Annotated in this window: 17 protein-coding genes and 1 pseudogene; 5 read left to right on the top strand and 13 right to left on the bottom strand. The window is 72.1% G+C overall.

Annotated elements, in window-relative coordinates; translation table 11 throughout:
- From JAO81_RS43810 to JAO81_RS37285, 5 genes are all read right to left on the bottom strand, one after another.
- Nucleotides 1-1,108 (bottom strand): phosphotransferase (locus JAO81_RS43810; protein ID WP_199552439.1); only part of this gene is annotated, 1,108 nt, incomplete at its 3' end.
- Nucleotides 1,109-1,762: 654 nt separating this feature from the next.
- Entirely contained in the window at nucleotides 1,763-3,910 is a 2,148-nt protein-coding gene (locus JAO81_RS43805; RefSeq protein ID WP_199552438.1) for a PQQ-binding-like beta-propeller repeat protein, read from the bottom strand.
- 102 nt (nucleotides 3,911-4,012) lie between these two features.
- A complete protein-coding gene (locus JAO81_RS37295; protein WP_199552437.1) occupies nucleotides 4,013-6,136 on the bottom strand; it encodes a serine/threonine-protein kinase in 2,124 nt (707 codons plus the stop codon).
- Between the two features lie 61 nt (nucleotides 6,137-6,197).
- Nucleotides 6,198-7,643, bottom strand: coding sequence for an aldehyde dehydrogenase family protein (locus JAO81_RS37290; protein WP_199552436.1), 1,446 nt, complete (start codon nucleotides 7,641-7,643; stop codon nucleotides 6,198-6,200).
- Between the two features lie 225 nt (nucleotides 7,644-7,868).
- A complete protein-coding gene (locus tag JAO81_RS37285) occupies nucleotides 7,869-9,515 on the bottom strand; it encodes a PucR family transcriptional regulator (protein WP_199552435.1) in 1,647 nt (548 codons plus the stop codon).
- Between the two features lie 516 nt (nucleotides 9,516-10,031).
- On the opposite strand from JAO81_RS37285, the gene JAO81_RS37280 reads away from it, so the two are divergent.
- A complete protein-coding gene (locus tag JAO81_RS37280; protein ID WP_307814093.1) occupies nucleotides 10,032-11,027 on the top strand; it encodes a hypothetical protein in 996 nt (331 codons plus the stop codon).
- 39 nt (nucleotides 11,028-11,066) lie between these two features.
- Here JAO81_RS37280 and JAO81_RS37275 read toward each other — a convergent pair whose 3' ends face one another.
- Nucleotides 11,067-13,169, bottom strand: coding sequence for an ATP-binding protein (locus tag JAO81_RS37275; protein ID WP_199552434.1), 2,103 nt, complete (start codon nucleotides 13,167-13,169; stop codon nucleotides 11,067-11,069).
- Between the two features lie 499 nt (nucleotides 13,170-13,668).
- On the opposite strand from JAO81_RS37275, the gene gabT reads away from it, so the two are divergent.
- From gabT to JAO81_RS37265, 3 genes and pseudogenes are all read left to right on the top strand, one after another.
- Nucleotides 13,669-15,003, top strand: a complete 1,335-nt coding sequence (gene gabT, locus JAO81_RS37270) for a 4-aminobutyrate--2-oxoglutarate transaminase (RefSeq protein ID WP_199552433.1) — start codon at nucleotides 13,669-13,671, stop codon at nucleotides 15,001-15,003.
- Nucleotides 15,004-15,180: 177 nt separating this feature from the next.
- Nucleotides 15,181-15,367: pseudogene (locus tag JAO81_RS43120) on the top strand (phosphoesterase); the annotation flags it as partial.
- 177 nt (nucleotides 15,368-15,544) lie between these two features.
- Nucleotides 15,545-16,288, top strand: coding sequence for a phosphatase PAP2 family protein (locus tag JAO81_RS37265; RefSeq protein ID WP_199552432.1), 744 nt, complete (start codon nucleotides 15,545-15,547; stop codon nucleotides 16,286-16,288).
- A gap of 48 nt (nucleotides 16,289-16,336) precedes the next feature.
- Here the strand turns inward: JAO81_RS37265 and JAO81_RS37260 are convergent, their stop codons facing one another.
- From JAO81_RS37260 to JAO81_RS37230, 7 genes are all read right to left on the bottom strand, one after another.
- Nucleotides 16,337-16,792: a hypothetical protein gene (locus tag JAO81_RS37260; protein ID WP_199552431.1), complete on the bottom strand. Its 456-nt coding sequence runs from the start codon at nucleotides 16,790-16,792 to the stop codon at nucleotides 16,337-16,339.
- A gap of 167 nt (nucleotides 16,793-16,959) precedes the next feature.
- Nucleotides 16,960-18,405: an FAD-binding oxidoreductase gene (locus tag JAO81_RS37255; RefSeq protein ID WP_199552430.1), complete on the bottom strand. Its 1,446-nt coding sequence runs from the start codon at nucleotides 18,403-18,405 to the stop codon at nucleotides 16,960-16,962.
- 38 nt (nucleotides 18,406-18,443) lie between these two features.
- Complete coding sequence (locus JAO81_RS37250; protein WP_199552429.1) at nucleotides 18,444-19,244, bottom strand: ABC transporter permease; 801 nt, start codon at nucleotides 19,242-19,244, stop codon at nucleotides 18,444-18,446.
- Entirely contained in the window at nucleotides 19,244-20,170 is a 927-nt protein-coding gene (locus JAO81_RS37245) for an ABC transporter permease (RefSeq protein ID WP_199552428.1), read from the bottom strand. Before JAO81_RS37245 ends, JAO81_RS37250 begins: the two co-directional genes overlap by 1 nt.
- Nucleotides 20,167-21,330: an ABC transporter ATP-binding protein gene (locus JAO81_RS37240; RefSeq protein ID WP_199552427.1), complete on the bottom strand. Its 1,164-nt coding sequence runs from the start codon at nucleotides 21,328-21,330 to the stop codon at nucleotides 20,167-20,169. The genes JAO81_RS37245 and JAO81_RS37240 overlap by 4 nt, the downstream gene beginning before the upstream one ends.
- A 109-nt stretch (nucleotides 21,331-21,439) precedes the next feature.
- Nucleotides 21,440-22,690, bottom strand: a complete 1,251-nt coding sequence (locus JAO81_RS37235) for a PotD/PotF family extracellular solute-binding protein (protein ID WP_199552426.1) — start codon at nucleotides 22,688-22,690, stop codon at nucleotides 21,440-21,442.
- Between the two features lie 95 nt (nucleotides 22,691-22,785).
- Complete coding sequence (locus JAO81_RS37230) at nucleotides 22,786-24,321, bottom strand: gamma-aminobutyraldehyde dehydrogenase (RefSeq protein WP_199552425.1); 1,536 nt, start codon at nucleotides 24,319-24,321, stop codon at nucleotides 22,786-22,788.
- Nucleotides 24,322-24,615: 294 nt separating this feature from the next.
- Between JAO81_RS37230 and JAO81_RS37225 the strand changes: the two genes are divergently transcribed.
- Nucleotides 24,616-25,179 (top strand): NADAR family protein, encoded by a 564-nt coding sequence (locus JAO81_RS37225; RefSeq protein ID WP_199552424.1) that lies wholly within the window; start codon nucleotides 24,616-24,618, stop codon nucleotides 25,177-25,179.
- Nucleotides 25,180-25,217: the final 38 nt, after the last annotated feature.

Raw genomic sequence — 25,217 nt, 5'->3', positions numbered from 1 at the left:
GCGGGGCAGCACCCCCGCCCGGCCCGGACCGGTCCTGGGCGCCCCACCAGGCGGCCCCGCCCGCCCCGGCCACGGCGAGCGCCGCGGCGCCGGCGAGCAGGGCGCGGCGGGTGGGGCGCGCGGGCTGTGGCCGGGCTGTGTGCCGCCGTACACCGATGCTTCCCACGTAGGCCGTACGCGCCCCGATGTCGGCGAGCACGGCCGGGGGCAGCCGGTCGCCGAACCAGCCGCCGGCGCCTGCCAGTTCACGGATCTCGGCGGGGGTGGGGCGGGCGGCCGGGTCGTGGGCCAGGCAGGCGGTGGCCGGGGGGAGCAGGCCCTGGGGCACAAGGCGGAGGCGCGGCCCCCCAGGGGCGCCCCGGTGGAGGCCCTCGGCCGGACCCCCCTCGCCGTGCGGCGGCCGCCCGGTCGCGGTGAAGACGAGCAGGGCGCCGAGGGCGTAGACGTCGGTGGCCGCGTCGCCGGGGCTGATGCCGGCGGCTTGTTCGGGGGCCATGTAGGCGGGGGTGCCGGGGCGGTGGGTGGGGGCTGGTGCTTGGTGGGCGGGGTCGGGGGTGGGGGCTTTTCGGTGGGCGGGGTCGGGGGCCGGTCCCGGAGGGTTTGCGGGGGCGCGGCCGGATTCCGTGTGCGGGCCCGTGCCCGCGGACCCGGGCGCGGGCCGCAGGCCCGGAGGGTGCACCCCTGCCGTGGCCGCGACCTGGGCGGCGCCCGCGGTCCGGGCCACGCCCAGGTCGATCAGGCGCGGGCCCGCCGGTGTGATCAGGACGTTGGAGGGCTTGAGGTCGCGGTGGACGTAGCCCGCTTCGTGCACCGACCGCAGGGCATCGGCGAGTTGGGCGGCCAGGGCGCGTACGGCGCGCTCGGGCCAGGGGCCGTACGCGGTGACCGCTTCGGCGAGCGAAGGCCCGAGGACGTACGCCGTGGCGAACCAGCCCTCGCCCTCGTCCACGAACGCGGGGAAGAACTCCGTGCCGCCCAGGCGATGAGCGGCCCGGGTCTCCTCCCCGAACCGCGTGCCCAGGACGGGGTCCCGCGCGTGCTCCGACCGCAGCGTCTTGAGGGCCACGGTGCGGCCCGTGGGCGTCCGCGCGAGATAGACGGTGCCCATGCCGCCGGAGCCGAGGCGGGCCAGGAGGGTGTAGCCGCCGATGGATACGGGGTCGGCCGGGGAGAGGGGGGTGAAGGCCTCCGGCTGGGCGACGGATGGCTGGGGTCGGACGGACGGCTGGGGTCGGACGGATGGCTGGGGTCGGACGGGCGAAGTGGCTGTGGGGTGGGCCGAGCCGGGCGGGGGCGGTTGCGGTCGCCCCGGACCTGGCGGCGTGGGCGGCGCTTGTGCCGGGTCCAGCGGGGCGGACGGCGCCTGTGCCGAACTCGGCGGGGTCGGCACCCGGCGCTCGGATCCCGAGCGTCCGGTGCTCAACCTCCGCGTCCGCGGGTCGAGTTCATCGCTGCGGGAGTCCCTGGCCGGTCGGGCGTCCTCCACCTCGCCCCCACCACCCTCGGCTCCCGCGCCGCCACCGGCCCCGTCCTCCGGCGCGCCACCCGTGCCCCCGCGCGTGCCCGGACCCGACTCCCGCTCCGCCGGGCTCCTTTCGGACGGGACGGCGTCCTCAGCGGGCAGGGCACCCTCGGTGGGCACGGCATCCCTGGTCGGCACGGCATCCCTGGTCGGCACGGCATCCTCCGCCGCGCCAGCATCCTCCGCCGGCCGGCCGGGCGTCTCGGAGTGCCTGTGTTCCTCGTCCGTCATCGGAAGTCCTCACGTAACAGGAAGGGCGTAGACCGAAGGCCCGTTGACGATCAGGGCCAGGCGGCCCGCGGTGTGCACCTGGTAGCCGTCGGTGCCGTCCGCGACGGCGAAGCGCCAGAGCTCGGTGCCGGTGCGCGGGTCGAGGGCGACCACCCCCAGGCGGTGCGCGGCGAGCAGCGTGCGGCCCGACTCGGTGATCGAGAGCCAGGGCGGGATGATCTGCTTCGTCGTCCTGTCGCGGACCAGGTCCACCGGCAGCCGGTGGCGCCAGTGTTCGCGGTGCGTGCCCAGGTCGACGGCGTGCACGGTCTGATGCGGGCCCGCGAGGAAGTACAGCGGACCGTCGACCCCTTCGATGCGGCGGGCCAGGGTGGTGTCGGGCTTGCGGGAGACCTCACCCTCGGGCTCGTCGTACAGGTCCAGGCTCCACTGCGGTGCGCCGGCGTTCACATGAGCGGCCCGCAGCCTGCCCCGGTACATCTCCAGGAGCTGCTCGGAGTACGGGTCGTAGTCGAGCAGGGACATCAGCCCCTCGGGCCAGTCGTGGACCCGTTCCCAGCGCTTGCGGCCCGTATCGCCGTCGATGCGGTAGATGCGCGCCCCGCCGGGCATACGGCGCTCCATGAGGTGGACGTCGTCGCCGAGTCCGGGGACCGCGATCAGGACGAGGTCCCCGAGCGCCCCGGTCCTGACCTTCAGACGCCAGCGCTCGGTGCGGCCCGGCACCTCGAGGGCCACCACGTACGGCGGCTGGGTCTCCACCGACCCGCCCTCTTCGGGCACGGCGTGGTAGATCACGGTGCGGCCCTCGGCCGACCCGTTGAGGATGGCGAGCCGGCCCTGCCCTGACATCACGGTCACGGGCTGCGTCCACAGCTCCTTGCCGTCCCGGGTCGACAGGCCGGCCAGGCGCCCGGAGCGCGCGGTGACGGCCTGCCCGCCGAGCGGCAGGACGCGCTGCGGGTCCGGTAAGTCCTCGCGTGTCCACAGGACTTCACCGGTGGCGAGGCTGAGTGCCGTGAGCCGCGGTGGATCGGGGACGTAGCCGATCTCTCCGCCGAACAGGCTGAGCGCCCGCACGAGCGGCTTCCCCGACGGCGCGTCGTACCGCCACAGCGCGGCCGGTGCGACACCGCGCGGCACGCGGGTGGCAGTCCTGGACGGGGAGGGCCGCGCGCCCGGCGAGGTGAGCGCTTCGGTGCCGCCCCGGCCGAGCACCCAGCCCGCGACCGCACCCGCGCCCAGGACGAGTCCCCCGGCGGCGGCAAGCAGAGTCCGGCGGGACAGGGCGGCCTCCCGCACCCGCACGGCGGACGGCGCTGCCGGCTCGGCGGCCGGCTCCCGCACAGGTCCCGCCTCCCCGGATCCCATCTCCCCCGCAGGTCCGGCATCCCCCACAGGTCCGGCGCCCCCCGCAGGCCCGGCCTCACGCTCCAGCGCCTGCTCCGCCTCCCGCGCCAGCGCCCCCACCAGCCGCGCCGGCAAGGCGTACGAGCCCTGCGCGGCCCAATGCGCGGCCAACTCCGCGGCGGACGGCCGCAGTTCGCGGTCCGGCTGCCGGCAGCGGTCGAGCTGCTCGCGATCCGGTGCGCGCCCCGGGGCGGCGTCGTGGAGTACCGCGGCGAGCGCGGCCCCGTCGTCCGCCGGGCTGCCCGGCCCCCGGGGCCGTACGAGCCGCGCGCCCGACGCACCCAGCAGCACCCCGCCGGGCGTCACCGCACCATGCGCCGCGCCCAGCGCGTGCAGCCGCGCCAGCGCACCGGCCAGCGTCGCGCCGATGCCGCGTACGGCCGCCTCGGGCAGCCCGCCGTACAGGAGGCCGCGCACATCGGCGAGGGTCAGCGCGGGGACGTACCGGCAGACGAGCCAGGGCGGGTCCTCGTCGCACGCGGCGTCGACGTACGCGACCAGGCCGGGCCCTTCGGCGGCCCGCAGCAGGTCGACAGAGTGTGCCAACGCGCTCTGGACCAGGGTGACTTCGACATGTCCCGGCACATGCGGTCCGTGCGCGAGATACCGGCGCTCCCCGCCCGCCTCCGTGAGCACGGCGAGCAGCCGGTACGGACCCAGGGCACGCGGATCGCCATGGTGCAGGTCTTCCATGAACAGCTCCCCCGAGCGCACACCTCCCGCCACCCGGCCAGGATCGGCGCGCACCCACGGCAGGGTAGCCGCGGAATGCCGGATTCGTGAGCCCCGGCTGCCTCGTACCTCCGAGGGGAGAACCTCCTGCGGCGCACACGCCGCGCGAGTGGCACCTCACCACGTGGGCATCGCGCGCAGCTGGGTCCCGCGCGCCACGAACACCCGCCCGGCGGCCGCCGCAAGGCGCCAACCGGCCTCGGGGGAATCGTCGTTGAGCACCCAGAGCTTGGCTCCCGACGGTGCGTCGAGGACGGCCACGCCCAGGTCGTGCTCGCGGTCCACATGGCCCCGCCGGTCGACGCCGAGCGGTACGTACAGGGCTTCGCCCTCGCGTACGGCCGGCTGCACCGGCAGCAGATCGTCCTTGATGAACTCGCTCTCGGCGTACCCGACGTCCGTGGTCCACACCCGCGAGCCGTCGGCGACCTCCAGGCAGAGCAGCTCGCGCGAGACGAGCGCGGGACGCGGTGCGTACAGCTTGCCGTCCACCACCGCCGGGGCTCCCCAGGAGCGCCGCACCGCCACGCTGTCGTGGTCCTGCGTCCAGCGCTGCCGGCCGTCCGCGGCGTCGACCACCACCATCCGGTCACCGCCCACGCAGAACGCGTCCTCGTGCACGGCCGGCACCAGACCGACGTCCGCGACATACGGCTTCACGGGCCCGAAGTCCGCGCTCCACCGCACCTCGCCGCTCAGCACGTCGAAGGCCAGGCCCTCCCCTCCCCGTGTGCAGACGAGGAGCCGGCCGCCGGCGACCGCGGCGCCGACGGGTCCGGTGGAGGCGAGGGCCGCACGCGAACGCCAGCGCACTTTGCGGGTCTGCGGCGAGACGGCCACGACCCGCCGCCCGCGATCCAGGACATAGACGTGTCCGGGGTCGACGGCGAGAGCCTGCTCCGCCCCGGCCTCCCGCGTGTCCCACTCCACCGCGCCGCTGCGGGCATCGAGTGCGGTCAGCCATCCGCCGCGGGTCACGGCGAACAGCGCCCGGTCCGCGGCGAGCAGCGGGCCATGGCGTACGGGGGCGCCGTTGCCGGGCCAGGACCACGCGCGCTCCCCCGTGTCCTGGCGCCACGCGGCGAGCCCGCCGCCGGACGGGGCGACGACGACCCGGTCCACGGCGACGGGGTCCGGGCCGTCCGGGTGGATGCCGTCCGCCTTCCACAACGCGTCCGGTACGGCGCCGGGGCGGGGGTTCGCGAGCGGCGCGGCGTAAGGGACACCGCTGTCGCTGATACGGGGGCCTTCGGATGCGCTCCGTCGCAGCCACCAGGTGAGCCCGCCCCCGGTGGCAACGGCAGCTGTGGCCAGCGTCAGGACGCGCCTGCGCGAAGGCCGGCCAGGCGGACGGTCCTGGGCGCGGGCGAGCGCGAGGGCACGCTCGGCCTCGCGGGTGCGCCGCTCGATCTCGCCGTGCAGGGGTTCGCTCCGCCACGGCGGGCCGCCCGGCTTCCCGAGCACCGAGGCCAGCCGCTCGGGTGCGGGACGGGTCGGCGAGTCCTTGGCGAGGCAGGCGCCAAGCGGTCCGAGCAGCCCGGACGGCACCCCCGTGAGGTCCGGATTCTCGTGTACGACACGGAAGTTGACGGCGGCGGGATGGCCCGCGCCGAACGGGGCCCGCCCCGTGCAGGCGAACGCGAGCACCGCGCCGAGCGAGAAGACGTCCGCCGCCGGGCCGGTGCGGCGTCCGGTCACCTGCTCGGGAGGCGCGTATCCGGGGGTCGCGGGCGCCGTTCCGGGGTCGGTGAGGGTGAGGCCGTACTCGGGCCGGGCGATGCCGAAGTCGATGACGCGGGGGCCGTCGCGGGTGAGCACGATGTTCGAGGGCTTCAGGTCCCGGTGCACCAGACCGGCACCGTGGATCACGGTCAGCGCGCGGGCCAGATGGATCCCGAGCGCTCGCGCGCCCGCCTCGTCGAAGGGGCCGCAGGAGCCGACGGCTTCGTGCAGCGTGGGACCGGCCAGGAACTCGGCGGCGATCCAGGGCAGCGGTCCGTCCAGGTCGTACCCGAGCAGCCGCGCCACACCCCGTCCCCGTACGGACGAAGCGGTGTCCGCCTCGCGCCGGAAACGGCGCACCATGCCCTGGTCGCGGGCGAGTTCGGGCCGCAGCACCTTGACGGCGACGGCGCGCCCCCGGCCGCTGGTCTCCCGCGCCAGGTAGACCGCCCCCATACCGCCTTCGCCGAGCGTGGCGACGAGACGATACGGCCCGATGTGCTGCCCTTGCTCCCCCATGGGGCGCCATGGTGGCAGCGGAACTCCCGCCTCAGTAGCGGGAGTTCCACCGCCGGGTGCGTCAGAGCTGGATGCCGGTGAAGACCATCACGCGCTCGTACGTGTAGTCGTCCATGGCGAAGCGGACGCCCTCGCGGCCGACGCCGGACTGCTTGGCGCCGCCGTACGGCATCTGGTCCGCGCGGTACGAGGGGACGTCGCCGACGATCACGCCGCCGACCTCGAGGGCGCGGTGCGCGCGGAACGCGGCCTGCACGTTGTGCGTGAACACGCCTGCCTGCAGGCCGTACTTGGACTCGTTGACGGCCGCGAAGGCCGCCTCCTCGCCGCTCACCTTCTGGACGGTGAGGACAGGTCCGAAGACCTCCTCGCAGGAGATCGTCACATCGGCGGGCACGTCGGTGAGGACGGTCGGCGCGTACGAGGCGCCGTCGCGCCGGCCGCCGGTGGCCAGCTGGGCGCCGGCCTTCACGGCCTCGTCGACCCAGGACTCGACGCGGCGGGCGGCGTCCTCGCTGACCAGCGGGCCCACGTCGGTCTTGTCGTCGGACGGGTCGCCGGTGACCTGGGCCTCGACGGCCTTGACGATGCGGGGAAGCAGCCGGTCGTGCAGCGACTCGTCGACGATGACGCGCTGGACCGAGATGCAGGACTGGCCGCCCTGGTAGTTCGAGAAGGTGGCGATACGGGTCGCCGCCCAGTCCAGGTCCTCGTCGCTCGCGTAGTCGGCGAGGACCACGGCCGCGCCGTTGCCGCCGAGTTCGAGCGTGAGGTGCTTGCGCGGGACCGAGTCCATGATCGCGTAACCGACCTTGTCGGAGCCCGTGAAGGAGATGACGGGCAGCCGCTCGTCCTGCACCAGCTGCGGCATATGGTCGTTGGCGACCGGCAGCACGGACCAGGAGCCGGCGGGCAGCTCGGTCTCGGCGAGCAGCTCGCCGAGGAGCAGACCGCTCAGCGGGGTCGCCGGGGCCGGCTTCAGGATGATCGGGGTGCCGACCGCGATGGCCGGGGCGATCTTGTGGGCGCACAGGTTCAGCGGGAAGTTGAACGGTGCGATGCCGAGCACGACGCCCTTGGGGAAGCGGCGGGTCAGGGCGAGACGGCCCTGACCGCCGGCGTCGGTGTCGAGGCGCTGGGCCTCGCCGCCGTTGAAGCGGCGGGCCTCCTCGGCGGAGAAACGGAACACGGAGACGGCACGGCCGACCTCGCCGCGGGCCCACTTCATGGGCTTGCCGTTCTCGGCGGAGATCAGCCGGGCGATCTCCTCGGTGCGCTCCTTGAGGCGGCGGCTGACGTGGTCGAGCGCCTCGGCCCGTACGTGGGCGGGCGTCGCAGCGAACTCGTCCTGTACGGCATACGCGGCGGCCACCGCCTCCTCGACCTGGGCATCGGTCGGCACGCTCACCGCGGCGACGGTGCGGCCGTCCCAGGGAGAGGTGACATCGAGGGTGGTCTCGCCGGTGGCCTGGCGGCCGGCGAGCCAGAAGGCATGGGTTTCGGTCATGGCCGGGCCCTTCCGCGGGTGAAGCTCGGGTGTGGGGTCACTTCCACCGTAGGGGTGCGAAGGCCGCATGGCGTTTGTCCGGGGTGGAGCACTCGGGTGGCCGACTTAGCCAAATCAGCTCCTGCCGCGCTCCGGCAGCCCTTCAGCCGGTTCCGGGAAGGGGCGGGGCGCGGAGAAGGGCCCGCCGCAGGCGCCACCCACCGCACCGCCCCCGAGCCGCACCCGCTACTCCGACGCCGCCGCCGTAGCCTTCAACGCCAGCCACAGCTCCATCCGGACATCCGCATCGTCCAGCGACCGCCCCAGGATCTCCTCGACCCGCCGCATCCGGTACCGCAACGTATGCCGGTGCACCCCGAGATCCGCCGCCGCCGCATCCCACTGCCCGTGCCGCGACAGCCAGGCCCGCAGCGACTCGACCAGATCGCCCCGCCCCGTCGCATCGTGCTCGTGCAGCGCCCGGAGCATTCCGTCCGCGAAGGCCCGTACCGCATCGTCGGCGAGCAGCGGAAGCACCGAACCCGCGGCAAGCGACTCGTGCTCCACGAGGAAGCGTCCTCGGCGGCGGGCCACCGAGAGCGCCTGCTCGGCCTGCTTGTACGCGGCCGCCGCGGCGATCGGACCGGCCGGCGCGGAGAGGCCGACCACGAGGTCGTCGGTCTCGGGCGCGGGCTGGTCGCGCCCCGCCGCGCGGGCGGTCTCCAGCTGGCGGGCGTGCTCGATGCACGCCGACGCCGCCGCTCCCCCGTCGGTCATGAGCACCACGAGCCGGTCGCCCCCGTCCGGCACGACCAGGACCGCCTCACCGGAGTGCGCGGCCGCGGCCTCGACCACATCGGCCAGAGCGACCAGCGGATCCTCCTCGGCCGCGGGGTCCGCGGCCTGTTCCGGCGGCAGGGGCGCGTGCACATCCGCGTGCACCCGGGAGGAGGCGGAGACGGTCTCGGCCACGAGCAGCCGGAACGGCGCGTCGAGCAGCCCGCCGTACAGATCGCCCGCGACCGTACGGGCGTGGCTCGGCTCACCGGCGAGCAGCATCCGAAGGACCGCCGCGCCGAGACGCTGCTCGGCAGAGTGCAGGGAGCGGGACCGTTCCGTGGTGAGGGTGAGCAGGGCGATCGCGGAGTGCACGGCATAGCGCTCGGCGGTGCCGAGACTGCTCGCGGTGCCGACGGCGAGCGCCGTACGAGGACGGCGTCCGGCGCCGATCGAATGGAGCTCCACACGGTCGTCCGCACCGGAGACGACCAGGCTGGCGGGGGCCGGGCGCGAGCGCAGCCGCTCCACGTCGGGGGTGAGCGTGGCGGCCCGGCGCGCGGCCCAGTCGGGAGCGGTGGCGACGACGGCGCCCGCCGCGTCGTACAGCGCCGCCCAGCCGTCGACCTGCGCGGCCAGCGCGGCGAGCAGGCCCTCCGGGCCGCCCGCGAGCGCCTGCTTGGTGAGTTCGCGCTGCGCGGCGAAGCCGGCCGTCACCGACTTGTACTGATCGGCCGCGATCGCCGCCGAGACCGCTTTGCTGATCGCCAGGAAGGGCGTACGGCGCGGCACTTCGAGCAGCGGAAGCCCCTCACCGGACGCGGCGGCGACCAGCGCGTCCGGGATGTCCTCGTAATTGACGCCGACCGCGAAGCCGAGCCCGATCACGCCCGCGTCCACGAGGCGCTTCACATAGCTGCGCATCGCGTCGTGGTCCTCGGCGTCCAGTTTGAGCGCCGTGATCAGCAGCAGCTCGCCGCCTTCCATGTACGGAACGGGGTCGGCGAGTTCGCTGACGTGGGCCCAGCGCACCGGGGTGTCCAGCCGGTCCTCACCTGCGCGCACGCGGAGCTTGAGCGCGGAGTGATGGACGAGCGAGGCGAGCGTGGGCGGCATGGGCCTTCCGGAATTCCTGGGCGGGACGAGGGAGCGTGACGACGGGGTGCGACGTGAGGCGGGGACGACTTGTCGGCTTTTGGCCGGGACGTATGAAGCGGGTACCGCAATTCTGCCTCAGTGTATGGACAACTTGTGCGCCCCGTGGCGATTCTGTGCTGCTGCGGTGGGAGCGCGGGCTGTTGCTGTGCGATTCCGGGCGGCTGCTGTGCGATCGCGTGCGCATCGGTCACCCACCGGTGCCGGGGAGACGAAGGGGCGGACGGCATGGGCAGACGCGGGGGCCGAGGGGGTTCGTCCGGGGGTCGAGGGGGTTCCTCCGGGGGCCGGGGAGATTCGTCCGGCGGCCGAGGGGGTTCCTCCGGAGGCCGGGGAGATTCGTCCGGCGGACAAGGAAATGCGTCCGGAGGCCAGGGCGACTCGTCGATACCGGACGAGGAGTGGGAACGGTTCCTGCGCGAGTCCGAGGCGGGCGCCGCACCCGCCCCCACGGAGCCCTCCGCCCGGGCCCGCCAGGTGGCGGCCCGGCTGCGCGACTCCCCGGAGCCCGGCGCCTGGCGTACGGGAGGTGCGACCGAGCCCCGGCGCGGTCGCGCCAGGAAATGGGGGTACGCCGCGGCGATCGCCGGCACGGTGGCGGTGCTGCTCTTCGCCATGAAGCCCTCACTCCTGACCGGCGGCGATCCGGACCCGAAGCCCTCCGAGGCCCTTCCCGCCGAAACCGCGCCACCCGAAACCGCACCGCCCGAGAGCGCGCCACCGCCCGTCGACCCGCAGGCCCCGACCCTGGCCGAACCGTTCCGGGGATCGCCCGCGGCGCAGTGGGCCGACGGCGCCGAAGGTGTGCACGTCCCCGCGGCACGGGCCACCGCCTGGATGAGCGAGGCCGAAGTGGCCCAGGCCCTCGTGCTCGCGCGGGAGTTCCTCGTGGTGACGAATCTGGACCCGAAGGTGCTCTACGGCGAACGGCCCGCCAGGGCCATCGCGCTGATCAATCCGCACCAGCCCGAAATGCGCAGGTTCATGGACCGGGCGCTGCGCAAACCGACCGAGCAGGACGACCCGACGCACTTGATCAGCCGCTTCCACCCGTTCAAGACCAAGCTCGTGGGCGAGGTGGTCAAGACCCGGGGCCGGCTGACGTACAAGGAAGGGAGCAGGGGCGACCTCGTGGTGACCGCGGATGTCACGCTCGTCTACCCGGTCACGACGGTCGCGGAAGGCGACGAGGAAGTGCTGCGCGTCATCGTCCGCCGCGAGCTGACGTTGAGCTGGGACGATCCGGCCAAGTGGCAGACCGCGCCCGGCACCTTCTCGGTGCTCGACCACCGCTCGGAGTTCACCAACACCGGCTGCGACACCGCGCCCACCGGCTATATCGAGCCCTGGTTCGCCGCGACGGCAGGAGCTTCCGGCGGTCCGAGCGCCGGCGCCCCGACCGTGGACCCGTACGACCGGTCCGCGCCGATGCGGGAGCCGGACGCGGGGTGCCACGCCGTCAGCCGGACCTGAGACGCGGGATGCCACGCCGTCAGCCGGACCTGAGCGGAGCTACCCCCGCAGGTCCACGAGCAGCGGCGGGGCGTGCTCCCCGCGCACCGTCGTCAGGGAGAGCACCGCATGCCCCGGCGGCACGGCGTGGGCGAGCTCCGAGGCCGACCAGCGTTCGCGCTCCACCTGGCGGACCGTCACGGACTGGGCGGTCGGCGCCTTGCCGGTGATGACCTTCCGTACGAAATGGGAGACCTTGGTCAGCGGCTCGTCGGCAACGATCTGCCGGTCGGTGACATCGCGCGCCTCGATCCACTCCTTGCCCCAGACCTCCGCGAACTGCTGCCCGTCCCACGGCGTCACCCCGCTGAGCGCCATCCGGCAGCCGGCCGCGCCGAGCAGGGCGGTGCGCAGCGGCGGGGCGACCTCGTCGAGGGTACGGAGGGTGAGCACCGTGCCCGCGTTCGCCGACCTCAGCCGCTGGATGCCGCGGACGGCCTCGGGGGTGACGGTCCGCGCGGCGTCGTCGAGGATCAGGCACGCGAACAGCGAGCGGTCCTCGCGGTGCGCGGCACTCGCGGTGAACTGCGCGAGGACCAGGCGGGCCAGAATCCGTGAGGCGTCCGCGTGGCCGCGTTCGGGCAGGTCGATCCGGACCCGTACGGGATGGTCGAGGGCGCGTAGCGAGAAGGGCTGCGTCCGGCCCGTCGTATCGAAGAAGCCCGCGAAGGCCGGGCGGTCGAGGAGCGCGACGCGGTCGGCGAGCAGGGAGCCGGGGTCGCCGGATGCGCCCGACTGCCTTTCGCGGGCGTCGAGTTCGCGCAGCATCGGCTCGTCGCCGGCCTCGTCCAAGGCCTTGCGCAGCTCCTCGAACGGCCCCGGCGCTCCGTCGAGGAGTGCCCGCAGCTCCGGTACGGAGGGGAAGCGGCCGTGAACGGCACGGTAGGGGCCGAGAAGCTGGGCCAGCACCGTGGCCGAGCGGCGGCTGTCGCCGCCCGGGTGCGGGTCGGCGAGATCGCCGACGGGGGCCTCGGCGAGCACGGTGGCGGCCTCGTCGGGGTCGCTCGTGCCGCCGTAGAGGTCGAAGTCGTACTCGGAGTCGGGGTGTCCGATACGGATCACCACGTCGTAGTTCTCCGCGGGCCCGAGCCCGATACCCGCCGCGCCGACGACCACGACGGCCGCGCGGCCCGCGAGCGCCTGCAGGCACAGGGCCTCGGCGAGCGGGCGGATCACGCTGCCGGTCTTGCCGGAGCCGGAGGGGCCGACGGCGAGGAAGCTGGTGCCGAGCAGTTCGGGACCGAGCGCGAGTCCTGTGCCTCGATAGGCGTACGGGTTGCGCTGGTCGTCCGCCGCCTTGCCGAGGCGGACCTGGCCGGTGCGCAGATCGTGGCGGGCGGTGCGGGTGGTGAGGTCGCGGGCGCCGGAGGGATGCAGACAGGCGGCGGCGCCGTCGCTGAGCACGGCGCGGGTGAAGGTGTCGAGGGGGTGCCGGCCGGAACGCACCGACTGCCAGGCCCGCTCGATCCGCGCCAGGTCGACGTCCCGCATCCGTCCCGCGCCGGCCTCGGCGGCCAGCTTGTCGGCCGCTTCGGCGGCGCCGGCGGCGCGGAGGTGCGGCCAGCGGGCCGGGTCCTCCTGCGGGGTGGCGGGCGAGGCCTGGCGGGGTTCGGGACGCTTGAAGCGGGGCGCGGCGTAGCGGCGCCAGACCTCGGACCAGCGGCCGAGGCGGCCGACGGCGACCATGATGCCGAAGGCGATCAAGGCGTAGTACGCGTACCAGACGACGGTGACGGTGAACTGGTCGTCCCCGGAACGCCAGGAGTCGGGGGTGACCAGCTCCAGGGGCACGACCCACCAGCCGCCGAGATAGCCGTTCCACAGCAGCGACCAGACGAGCCAGCCGCACAGGAACGCGATCAGCGCGCCGCTGAGCAGCTGCCGCCCCGGGATCAGCTCGGGCTCCTCGGCCGGGCGGGGGCGGTGGCCCAAGCGCCAGATGCCGGGCGCGGCGGCGGGGCGGGGGGTGCGGAGCCAGGCCAGGAACTCCTGGCCGCGTGACGGCTGCGGGGTGGCGCCCGCGCCGGGGGTATGGGTGGGGCGTGGTGGCGGCACCGGTGTGTTGCGCGTGGCGCGCGGCTCCTGCGGTCCCTGGGTGTCCATGGCCCTTGCCCCCTGACCTGGCGGTCTGTTGGTCGTGTGCGAGGCCTCAATTTAGTCGGCCCGCATGGGGAGTTCACGGTTTCGCGCGCCGCGGCGGACAGGTGCGGCCTGTTTTGTTTTCCCCGGTCCAGCGGCTTCCCATTCAGCCCCTGCGGCGTTTGAGCAGATCCGTACGAAGTTCGGATGCGGGGGCCCGGGGCGAACCCCGGTTTCGGGAAGGGGCGGGGTGGGGGAAAGCCCGCCGCGCGCACCGGTGCGCACCAGGTCGGCACCGCTGCGGGGCTCCGCCCCCGATACCCCCGACAGTCGGCCTTCCGGCACAGCGGGCCCAGCCGCTCTCGGGCCGAGCCGGGCGCGACGGTCCGGGCCACTGTCCGCCGCGGACAACAACCCCGCCCCACTTCTCCAGCACGGAGCATGCCCCGACCCCGCCCCCACCCCTAGCCTGCGAAGGAGAACAACCGCGTCCGAAACCCCCACATCGCCCAAGGAGCCCCTCATGAGCGCAATTCCGCAGGAGCGCCGCGTCGTCACCGCCATCCCCGGTCCGAAGTCGCAGGAGCTGCAGGCCCGGCGTATCGCCGCCGTCGCGGGCGGCGTGGGATCCGTGCTGCCCGTGTTCACCGCGCGCGCCGGCGGCGGCATCATCGAGGACGTCGACGGCAACCGTCTGATCGACTTCGGCTCCGGTATCGCCGTGACCAGCGTCGGCGCCTCCGCCGAGGCCGTCGTCCGCAAGGCCTCCGCCCAGCTGCAGGAGTTCACCCACACCTGCTTCATGGTCACGCCGTACGAGGGTTACGTGGCCGTCGCCGAGGCGCTCGCCGAGCTCACCCCGGGCGACCACGCCAAGAAGTCCGCACTGTTCAACTCCGGCGCCGAGGCCGTCGAGAACGCGGTCAAGATCGCCCGTGCGTACACCAAGCGCCAGGCCGTCGTCGTCTTCGACCACGGCTACCACGGCCGCACCAACCTGACGATGGCGCTGACCGCCAAGAACATGCCGTACAAGAACGGCTTCGGCCCGTTCGCCCCCGAGGTCTACCGCGTCCCGGTCGCCTACGGCTACCGCTGGCCGACCGGCCCCGAGAACGCCGGCGCCGAGGCCTCCGCCCAGGCCATCGACATGATCAACAAGCAGGTCGGGGCCGAGAACGTCGCCGCGATCATCATCGAGCCGGTCCTCGGCGAGGGCGGCTTCATCGAGCCCGCCAAGGGCTTCCTGCCCGCGATCGCCCAGTTCGCCAAGGACAACGGCATCGTGTTCGTCGCCGACGAGATCCAGTCCGGCTTCTGCCGTACCGGCGAGTGGTTCGCGTGTGACGACGAGGGTGTCGTCCCCGACCTGATCACCACCGCCAAGGGCATCGCGGGCGGTCTGCCGCTCGCCGCCGTCACCGGCCGCGCCGAGATCATGGACGCCCCGCACGCGGGCGGCCTCGGCGGCACGTACGGCGGCAACCCGGTCGCCTGCGCGGGTGCGCTCGGCGCGATCGAGACCATGAAGGAGCTCGACCTCAACGCCAAGGCGAAGAAGATCGAGCAGATCATGAAGGCCCGCCTCACCGCGATCCAGGAGAAGTACGAGATCGTCGGCGACATCCGCGGCCGCGGCGCGATGATCGCGATCGAGCTCGTCAAGGACCCGGCCACCAAGGAGCCCAACGCCGAGGCGACGGCCGCCCTGGCCAAGGCCTGCCACGCCGAGGGTCTGCTCGTCCTGACCTGCGGTACGTACGGCAACGTGCTGCGTTTCCTGCCGCCGCTGGTCATCGGCGAGGACCTCCTGAACGAGGGTCTGGACATCCTCGAGCAGGCCTTCGCCCGGGTCTGACCCGGTATCAGCGGGATATCCGCCTCCGGATGCGTCCTTCCATGTGTGGACGTTTCCGGATGCGGACCCGCGGACCTGGGGTAACCCGTCAGGGCTTGTGAAGACCCTGTGCGGGGGCGATGGCGGGATGCCATTCCGCCTGTCGCACCCGCACCCCCAGGCGTAGGTTTTTCCCAGATGAGAGAAACACCCCGCCCGCAGGGGACTGCGGGTGATTCCGGTGCGGAGCCTCCCCAGCCCCGTTCCGGACGTGCCCTAGCGCACACGGTCGGAGTCCCAGGCTCCGGCGAACCTCATAGATCGGACGGCCGCCCGCCCCAAACCCCCCGGGGCGCGCGGCACACCGGTCCGGTCGGCCGTCCCTGAGGGTCGGCGGACTCCGAAGGGCCAGCGCACACCCCCCCTTGCGCTGGCCCTTCGGCCTGTTCGTGCGGCCGTGGCGTGCGCGGGCGTTCTCGTCCCGCTGTTCGGGAATGCCGGATGCCCCCCTTGCGGACACCCTCAGGTACGCGCGCCCCCGCCGGCCTGCCAGGCTTGCCAGGTGGCCCCTCCCGTTTCTCGTTCCGGACGCACTCCCCCCGCGAACACCCCTGACCGAGGAACCGCAGTCCAGGTCCCGGGACGGCCGGCTCTTCTTCTCGCGACGGTTCTCGCGACGGCCCTCGCGGCACTCTTCGCGCTCTTCACCTGGCAGGTCGTCACCGACGGTCCGCTGCGGCGCTTCGACGAGCGGGTCGGCAACGCGGTCAGGACCGGCGGATTCCCGCACGGGATCGCGGAGTTCTTCGCCGATCTCGGCAATATCGCGGTGGCGGTCCCGGTGCTCGCCGCGGCCCTCGTGTGGATCACCCTGAAGACCAGACCGGCATGGGTGCCCCAGCTCGCCGCCGCGCTCGCCCTCGCGGCCGTGCCCGCCCTGGTCGCGCCGCTCAAAGCACTGATCGACCGCCCGGGCCCGCCCGGCATGGACGGATCCGGCGGCTTCTATCCGTCGGGCCATGCGGCCACCACGATCGTGGCGTACGGAGCGGCGGCCCTCCTGCTCCGTACGCACATCCGCTTCGGGCGCCAACTGATCGTCGTCTGCGCCCTCGTGGTGGCGGCGAACGGCTTCGGTCTCGTACGGCAGGGCTACCACTGGCCCCTGGACGTGCTGGCGAGCTGGTGTCTGGGCGGCCTCATCCTGACCGCTCTCGCCTTCGCCGTACGGGACGGGACGGAACTGGATGGAACAGAACAGGGCGGAACAGACCTGCAGAACGGCGGGTCGGCGCGCAGTGCGTGAGTGACCGGAAAGTGCGCGCCTGCCCCTTCGGTGCCGACCCGGGCCCCCTCACTCGTCCCGCGCGATCCCGGCCGCCGCCTCGTGCATGGCCAGTTCGAGCAGACCCGGGTCGATGAGGGTTCCGGAGCCGTCCGGCGGGATCAGCCAGCGGACTCCGCTGCCGGTCGCGCGGCCCGGGTACGGGACGACGATCCAGGTGCCGTGCCCGGCGCCCCGTACGCCGGTGCCGACCCAGCGGCCCGCCGTGCCCGCGGGCACGAAAAAACCCATCCTCGCGTCGCCGAAGTCGGCGAGGACGGGTCCTGGTCGGTCGAGGCAGCGGGTGAGGATGTCGAGCGTGGGATAGCCGAGCTCGCCCGGCAGGATCAGTACGTCCCAGAGCCTGCCCGCCGGGAGGAGAGCGACCCCATGGGGGTTGCGCTCCCACTCCCAGCGGCAGGACTCGGGATCCGGTGCGACCGATACGAGCCATTCGACTGCCGCCTTAGCCCCGGTGCCGGTCATGGCGGGGCCTCCTTTTCGTGTGCGTGGCTGGGCCTGACACGAAGGAGAGGGGCTGGAGGCGACTTGCTTACGCGGGTTTCGCTACTTGTTGGTAGTGAAGCGGGTCACATCACCGGTACGGGGCGTGCGCCTGCGCAAGAGAGGCACGCGTGCGGCCCGTGACCAGCTCAGCTGTCGAAGCCGAAGCCGAGGCGGTCCATGACCTTCAACCACCCGTTGCGGCGGCCCCCGTTGAGATCCGCGCGGGCCAGCGACCGCTTGGTGAGCTCGATGCCCGTCCAGGCGAAGGGCTCGGGCGGGAACGGCAGCGGCTTGCTGCGGACCATCTCGAGCTCCGTGCGCTCGGTGCGCTCCCCCGCGAGCAGATCGAGCATCACCTCGGCGCCGAAGCGGGAGGCGCCCACGCCGAGTCCCGTATAGCCGGCCGCGTACGCGACCCGTCCCTTGTGGGCCGTACCGAAGAAGGCCGAGAAGCGGGTGCAGGTGTCGATCGCGCCGCCCCAGGCGTGACTGAAGCGCAGGCCGGCCAGCTGCGGGAAGCAGGTGAAGAAGTGCTCGGCGAGCTTCGCGAAGGTCTCGGGCCGCTGGTCGTACTCGTCGCGGACCTTTCCTCCGTACGGATAGATCGCGTCGTAACCGCCCCAGAGGATGCGGTTGTCGGCGGAGAGCCGGAAGTAGTGGAACTGGTTGGCCAAGTCGCCGAGGCCCTGGCGCCCTTGCCAGCCGATCGACGCGAGCTGCTCGTCGGTCAGGGGCTCGGTCATCAGGGCGTAGTCGTAGACCGGGACCGTGTACGGCCGCATCCGGCGGACCAGGGACGGGAACACATTGGTGCCGAGCGCCACGTCGCGGGCGAAGATCCGCCCGTACGGGGTGCGGACCGCCATGCCCTCGGCGGTGCGGGCCAGTTCGGTGGCCCGGGTGTGCTCGTAGATGCGCACGCCCAGGTCGAGGCAGGCCTGTTTGAGACCCCAGGCGAGGCGGGCCGGGTGCAGCATGGCCACGCCGTCGCGGTCGTAGAGGCCGCCGAGGAAGGTCGGTGAGTCGACCTCGGCGCGCATGGCGTCGGCATCCAGGAGCGAGACGTTGCCTTCGAGGCCGAGCTCCTTCAGCTCCTCGTACATCTCGGCGAGTTCGGCCACCTGGTGCGGTTCGGTGGCGACGTCGATCTCGCCGGTGCGCTCGAAGTCGCAGTCGATCCCGTAGCGCTTCACGGCCTCCTCGATGGCGTCGAGGTTGCGCGCGCCCAGCTGTTCGAGCAGGCCGATCTCACGGGGCCAGCGGGCGAGCCCGTTGCCCAGACCGTGGGTCAGGGACGCGGCGCAGAAGCCGCCGTTGCGCCCCGAGGCGGCCCAGGCGATCTCGCGCGCCTCGACCAGGACCACCTCGCGCTCGGGATGCCGCTCCTTGGCGATCAGCGCGGTCCACAGACCGCTGTAGCCGCCGCCGACGACGAGCAGTTCGCACCGCTCGTCGCCGGTCAGGGCGGGGAGGGCCGCGGGCCGGCCCGGGTCGTCGAGCCAGTACGAGACGGGCTTGGCGTCCGCGAGCGAGGACAGGATGTCCTCACGGCTCGCGGCTTGCGTGGTGCTGCTCATGGCACGTGGGGCCATGATTTCCAACTCCCTTGCAGGCTCCCGTGAACGGGGTCCTATGCGTGCTTCTTCCGGCGGTTCCCGACCAGGATTCCGGTCAGGACGCAGATCACGGCGATGGCGAACATCGCCGTGCCGATGACATTGATCTGCACGGGTGTGCCGCGCTGCGCCGAACCCCAGACGAACATCGGGAAGGTCACGGTCGAGCCGGCATTGAAGTTGGTGATGATGAAGTCGTCGAAGGACAGGGCGAAGGCGAGCAGGGCGCCGGCCGCGATGCCGGGCGCCGCGATCGGCAGCGTCACCCGTACGAAGGTCTGCACGGGGCCCGCGTAAAGGTCCTGCGCCGCCTGTTCCAGGCGCGGGTCCATCGACATCACACGCGCCTTGACCGCCGTCACCACGAAGCTCAGGCAGAACATGATGTGCGCGATGAGGATGGTCCAGAAGCCCAGCTGGACGCCCATGTTGAGGAAGAGCGTGAGCAGCGAGGCGGCCATGACGACCTCGGGCATCGCCATCGGCAGGAAGATCAGCGAGTTCACGGCGCCGCGGGCGCGGAAGCGGTAGCGGGCGAGCGCGAAGGCGATCGCTGTGCCGAGGGCGGTGGCGCCGAGCGTGGACCACAGCGCGATCTGCAGGCTGAGCGAGAGCGAACCGCACATGTCGGCGACCCCGCAGGGATCCGACCAGGCGTCCGTGGAGAACTCCTGCCAGGCGTAGTTGAACTTGCCCTTCGGTTTGTTGAAGGAGAAGACCAGGACGATGACGTTCGGCAGGATCAGGAAGGCGAGCGTCGCAAGTCCTGCGAGGACGACGAGGTTGCGGCGTATCCACCGCGTGACGGCGGTCATCAGACCAGGTCCTCCGTTCCGGCCCGGCGGATGTAGAGCGTGACCATGATCAGGATCGCGGCCATCAGGATGAAGGAGAGCGCGGCGGCCGTCGGATAGTCGAGGACGGTGAGGAACTGCGACTGGATGACGTTGCCGACCATCTTCTCGCTGGTGGAGCCGAGGAGTTGGGCGTTGACGTAGTCGCCGCTCGCCGGGATGAAGGTGAGCAGGGTGCCGGAGACGACACCGGGCAGCGACAGCGGGAAGGTCACGCGGCGGAAGGTGGTGAAGGGCCGCGCGTACAGGTCACCGGCCGCCTCGTGCAGCCTGCCGTCGATCCGCTCGAGCGAGGTGTAGAGCGGCAGGATCATGAACGGCAGGAAGTTGTACGTGAGTCCGCAGACCACCGCGAGCGGGGTGGCGAGCACCCGGTCGCCCTCGGTCAGGCCGATCCAGCTGGTGACGTCCAGGATGTGCAGGGCGTCGAGGCTGCCCACCACCCAGCCGCCGTCCGCGAGGATCGTCTTCCAGGCGAGCGTACGGATCAGGAAGCTGGTGAAGAACGGGGCGATCACCAGGATCAGGACCAGGTTGCGCCAGCGGCCCGCCTTGAACGCGATGAGGTACGCGAGCGGATAGCCGAGCAGCAGACACAGGACCGTGGCGATGCCCGCGTACAGGACGGAGCGCAGGAACTGCGGCCAGTACTCACCGAGCGCGTCCAGATAGGTCTGGAAGTGCCAGGTGACCTCGTACCCCTTCTCCAGGGAGCCGGTCTGCACCGAGGTCGAGGCCTGGTAGAGCATCGGCAGCGCGAAGAAGACGACCAGCCAGAGCAGACCGGGCAGCAGCAGCCAGTACGGCGTGAAGCGGCCGCGCTTCTTGCGGGGCTTCACGGGAGGCTCGACGGGCGCCGTGGGCGGCGCGTCGGCGACCGTCGTCATGCGGTCACCTCTTCTTCCGTACCCGCGGCTTCGGCAGTCCCCGCAAGCAGGGACTGCGCGGCGTCAAGTCCGAAGCTGTGCTCGGGGTTCCAGTGCAGGACGACCTCGGCGCCGGGCGTGAGCCGGCTGTCGCGCTCGACGTTCTGCGCGTACACCTCGAAGGCGTCGCAGACGGGCGAGTCGATGACGTACTGCGTCGAGACGCCGATGAAGCTGCTCTGCGCGATCTTTCCGGTGATGCGGTTGCGGCCCTCGGGGATCGTGCCCGCCTCGTCGGCGTGGGTGAGCGCGATCTTCTCGGGGCGTATGCCGAGCAGCACCTTCTCCCCGGTGCGGGTGTCGGCGCTGGTGCGGGCGGTCGGCAGGGACAGTTTGGCGTCGCCGGCCTTCACCACCAGACGGTCGCCGTCCTTGGCGGCGACCTCGGTGGTGATGAGGTTGGAGGTGCCGAGGAAGTTGGCGACGAAGGTGGAGTGCGGGTTCTCGTACAGATCGGCCGGCGAGCCGAGCTGCTCGACCCGGCCCGCGTTCATCACGGCGACCTGGTCGGCCATCGTCATGGCCTCCTCCTGGTCGTGCGTGACGTGCACGAACGTGATGCCCACCTCGGTCTGGATGCGCTTGAGTTCGAGCTGCATCTGGCGGCGCAGCTTGAGGTCGAGGGCGCCGAGCGGCTCGTCGAGGAGCAGCACCTTGGGGTGGTTGATCAGGGCGCGGGCGACGGCGACGCGCTGCTGCTGGCCGCCGGAGAGCTGGTGCGGCTTCTTGCGCGCGTGGTCGCCGAGCTGGACGAGGTCGAGCATCTCGCCGACCTGCTTCTTGACGGACTTGATGCCGCGCCGGCGCAGACCGAAGGCGATGTTCTCGAAGATGTCGAGGTGCGGGAACAGGGCGTACGACTGGAAGACCGTGTTCACCGGGCGCTTGTACGGCGGCAGCGACGTCACGTCCTGGTCGCCGAGGTGGACGGTGCCGGAGCTGGGGTCCTCCAGGCCGGCGATCATGCGCAGCGTGGTGGTCTTGCCGCAGCCGGAGGCGCCGAGCAGGGCGAAGAACGAGCCCTGGGGGACGGTGAGATCGAGCGGGTGGACGGCCGTGAAGGAGCCGTAGGTCTTGCTGATCCCGGAGAGGCGGACATCGCCGCGGGTGGTGTCAGTCATGGCGTACCTACAAAGGGGTTCAGAGGGGCGGGAGCACACGAGGGAGCACGCGGGGGACGACGCTCACGCGCCGGTGAGCGCAGGGCCCGGGCGCCGGTGGGCACAAGGCTCAGGCGCCGGTGAGCTTGGCGAACTTCTCCTCGTACGTCGACTCCTCTTTGCTGCTCAAGGAGCGGAAGGAGTTCGAGCGGGCGGCCATCTCCTTGTCCGGGACGATCAGCGGGTCGTTGGCCAGCTCCTCGTCGATCTTGGCGAGTTCGGGCTTCACGCCCTCGACCGGGCACACATAGCTGATCCACGCGGCCAGCTCGGCGGCGACCGGCAGCTGGTAGTAGTGGTCGATCAGGAGTTCCGCGTTGGTCTTGTGCCGGGCCTTGTTGGGGATCAGGAGGTTGTCCGAGGACGTGTGGTAGCCGCTCTCCGGAATGTGGAACTTGATGTCCGGGTTGTCCGCCTGCAGCTGCACCACGTCGCCCGCCCAGGCGAGACAGGCCGCGAGGTCGCCCTTGTCGAGGTCTCCGGTGTAGTCGTTGCCGGTGAAGCGGCGGATCTGCTTGCTGTCGACGGCCTTCTGGAGGCGGGCGATGGCCGCGTCGTAGTCGTCGTCCTTGAAGGACCCGATGTCCTTGCCCATGTCGAGCATCGTCATGCCGACGGTGTCGCGCATCTCGGTGAGGAAACCGACCTTGCCCTTGAGCCCCGGGTCGTCGAGCATCTGCGAGACCGAGGTGACCTCGCGGCCGCCGGTGGCCTTCGCGTTGTACGCGATGACGGTGGCGATGCCCGTCCAGGGGAACGAGTACGCGCGTCCCGGGTCCCAGTCGGGGTCCCTGAACTGCGGGGCCAGGTTGGCGAAGGCGTTCGGCATGTTGGCGTGGTCGAGCTTCTGCACCCAGCCGAAGCGGATGAGCCGCGCGGCAAGCCAGTCCGTCACGCAGATCAGGTCACGGCCGGTGTCCTGACCGGCGGCGAGCTGCGGCTTGATCTTGCCGAAGAACTCGGTGTTGTCGTTGATGTCCTCGGTGTATTTGACCGATATCCCGGTGCGTTCGGTGAACGCCTCCAGGGTGGGACGGCGGTTCTCGTCCTCGTCGTCGACGTCCATGTACTCGGTCCAGTTGGAGAAGGTGACGCGCTTCTCCTTCTTCGAGTGGTCGTCCGCCGCGACGCCGCCCGGGTTCTTGCCCGCCGCGGGGATGCCGCAGGCGCTGAGCCCCGCGAGACCGCCGACGGTGAGCGCACCCGCCGATGTGGCGCGCAGCATCGCACGCCGGGACATGGCGCCCCTGCCGCTGGTCATGCTGCGCCGCCAGGCGGCGAGTTGGACGGCGGTGGGGCGGTCGGGCTCGTACTGCTCCATGGCGCGTGGTGCCCTTTCGGGAGGATCCCAGTGAGGGAGGGAGCGGCCGCTGGTCACGCGGCCGTACGGTCACCCGGCGGCAGCCGGACATCGAATCAGCGGTCCCCGAAGATCGTGCGGTGCCAGTCCTTCGCGGCCACCGCGGTGTTGTCGTACATGACGTGCTTGACCTGCGTGTACTCCTCGAAGGAGTACGACGACATGTCCTTGCCGAAGCCGGAGGCCTTGTAGCCGCCGTGCGGCATCTCGCTGATGATCGGGATGTGGTCGTTGATCCACACACAGCCCGCCTTGATCTCGCGGGTGGCCCGGTTCGCCCGGAACACGTCCCGGGTCCACGCGGAGGCCGCGAGTCCGTACGGGGTGTCGTTGGCGAGCTCCAGGCCCTCGTCGTCGGAGTCGAAGGGCAGCACGACGAGCACCGGACCGAAGATCTCCGACTGCACGACCTCGCTGTCCTGCGCGGCGTCCGCGATCAGCGTGGGCTGGAAGTAGGCGCCGTCGTTCTTGGGCGCCTCTCCCCCGGTGACGATCCGTGCGTAACCGCGGGCCCGCTCCACGAAACCGGCGACGCGGTCGCGCTGGGCGTGGCTGATCAGCGGACCGAGATCGGTGTCCGGGGCGAACGGGTCGCCGAGCCGCACGGTCTCCATCAGCTGCTTCGTACGCTCCACGAAGGCCTCGTACAGCGGCCTTTGGACATACGCGCGGGTCGCGGCCGTGCAGTCCTGGCCGGTGTTGATCAGAGCGCCGGCGACCGCTCCGTTGGCGGCGGCCTCCAGATCGGCGTCGTCGAAGACCACGAACGGGGCCTTGCCGCCGAGTTCGAGGTGGATCCGCTTGACAGTGGCGGTGGCCACCTCGGCGACGCGCTTGCCGACGGCGGTGGAGCCGGTGAACGAGGTCATCGCGACATCGGGGTGGGCGACGAGGTGCTCGCCGGCCTCCTTGCCGGTGCCGGTGACGATGTTGATCACGCCGTCCGGGATCCCGGCCGCGGTCGCCGCCTCGGCGAACAACAGCGAGGTCAGCGGGGTGATCTCGGCGGGCTTCAGGACGATCGTGTTGCCCGCGGCGACGGCCGGCAGGATCTTCCAGGCGGCCATCTGCAGGGGGTAGTTCCACGGGGCGATGGAACCGACGACGCCGATGGGCTCACGGCGTACGTACGAGGTGTGGTCCCCGCTGTACTCGCCGGCGCTCTGGCCCTGGAGGTGGCGGGCGGCGCCCGCGAAGAACGCGGCGTTGTCGACGGTGCCCGGCACGTCGAACTCACGGGTCAGCTTGAGCGGCTTGCCGCACTGCAGCGACTCGGCCCGCGCGAACTCCTCCGCGCGCTCGGCCAGTACGGCGGCGAAACGGTGCAGGGCGTCGGAGCGCTCACCGGGCGTCAGGCCGGCCCAGCCGGGGAAGGCCGCCTTGGCGGCGGCGACGGCGGCGTCGACGTCCGCGGCGGAGGCGAGTTCGTATGTGTAGACCTCGGCGCCCGTGGCCGGGTCGATCACGCTGTGGGTGCGGCCCGAAGTGCCGGGGCGCAGCGTGCCGTTGATGTACTGGGCTCCGGACGCGAGGCGCTCCTGCGCGGGGAACTGAACTGCGTGGGGGTGCGGGTGGTGTGCGGCGTTACTCATCGCGCTCTCCGTAGCTCATCGCGCTCTCTGTAGCTCATCGCGCTTCTCCGTGGCTCCAGGGCTTCCGCGGCTCCAGGGCTTCCGTGGATCCGGGGGTTTCCGTGGCTCCAGCTCGATTTGAGTGCTGATCCTGGCAGAGGAAGACCCTCTCGCCAAGGGATTCCGTTGTTTCCTTTTGGTTACTCGACGGAATCTGTCGACCAGATGTCGAGTGAGCGGGGAAAACCAAGGACGGACTGTCAGTGGCGCCTGCGAAACTCGCGTGTATGGCTCGGAGCGACAGACGGGGTGGCCATGGATACGAGTTCCGGACAGGACCTGACCGAGCAGCTTCAGGCGCGGCTCAAGGACGGGCAGCAGGTCAAGTTCCTGCACTTCTGGGGGCATACGGCACCGGCGGACGGGGTGGTGGGCAAGCATGTCCTCAGCCAGTGGTGGCCGGCTCCGTTTGTGGTGGACGGGGTGGAGTACGCGACGGCCGAGCACTGGATGATGGCCGCCAAGGCGCGGCTGTTCGGTGACGCGGAGGCGGAGCGCAAGGCGCTGTCCGCCAAGTCGCCCGCGGCCGCGAAGAAGGCCGGGCGCCTGGTGCGCGGCTTCGACGACGCGGTCTGGGAGCGCGAGCGCTACGGCATCGTGGTCGAGGGCAGCACCCACAAGTTCGCCGCGCATCCGGAGCTGCGGGAGTACCTGCTCAGGACCGGGGACCGGGTGCTCGTCGAGGCCAGCCCGATGGACCGCATCTGGGGCATCGGCCTCACGGCGGACGACGCCCGGGCGGACGATCCCTCGCAGTGGCGGGGGCTCAATTTGTTGGGGTTCGCGTTGATGGAGGCGCGGGGGCGGTTGCGGGGGTGAGGGGGCTGCGGGGGCCTGGGGGCGGGGTCCGGGGGGCG

This window comes from Streptomyces sp. N35 (assembly GCF_016464295.1).
Lineage (GTDB): Bacteria > Actinomycetota > Actinomycetes > Streptomycetales > Streptomycetaceae > Streptomyces.
The sequence above is the reverse complement of the archived record's forward strand: the minus strand, read 5'-3'. Positions and strand labels throughout refer to the sequence as shown.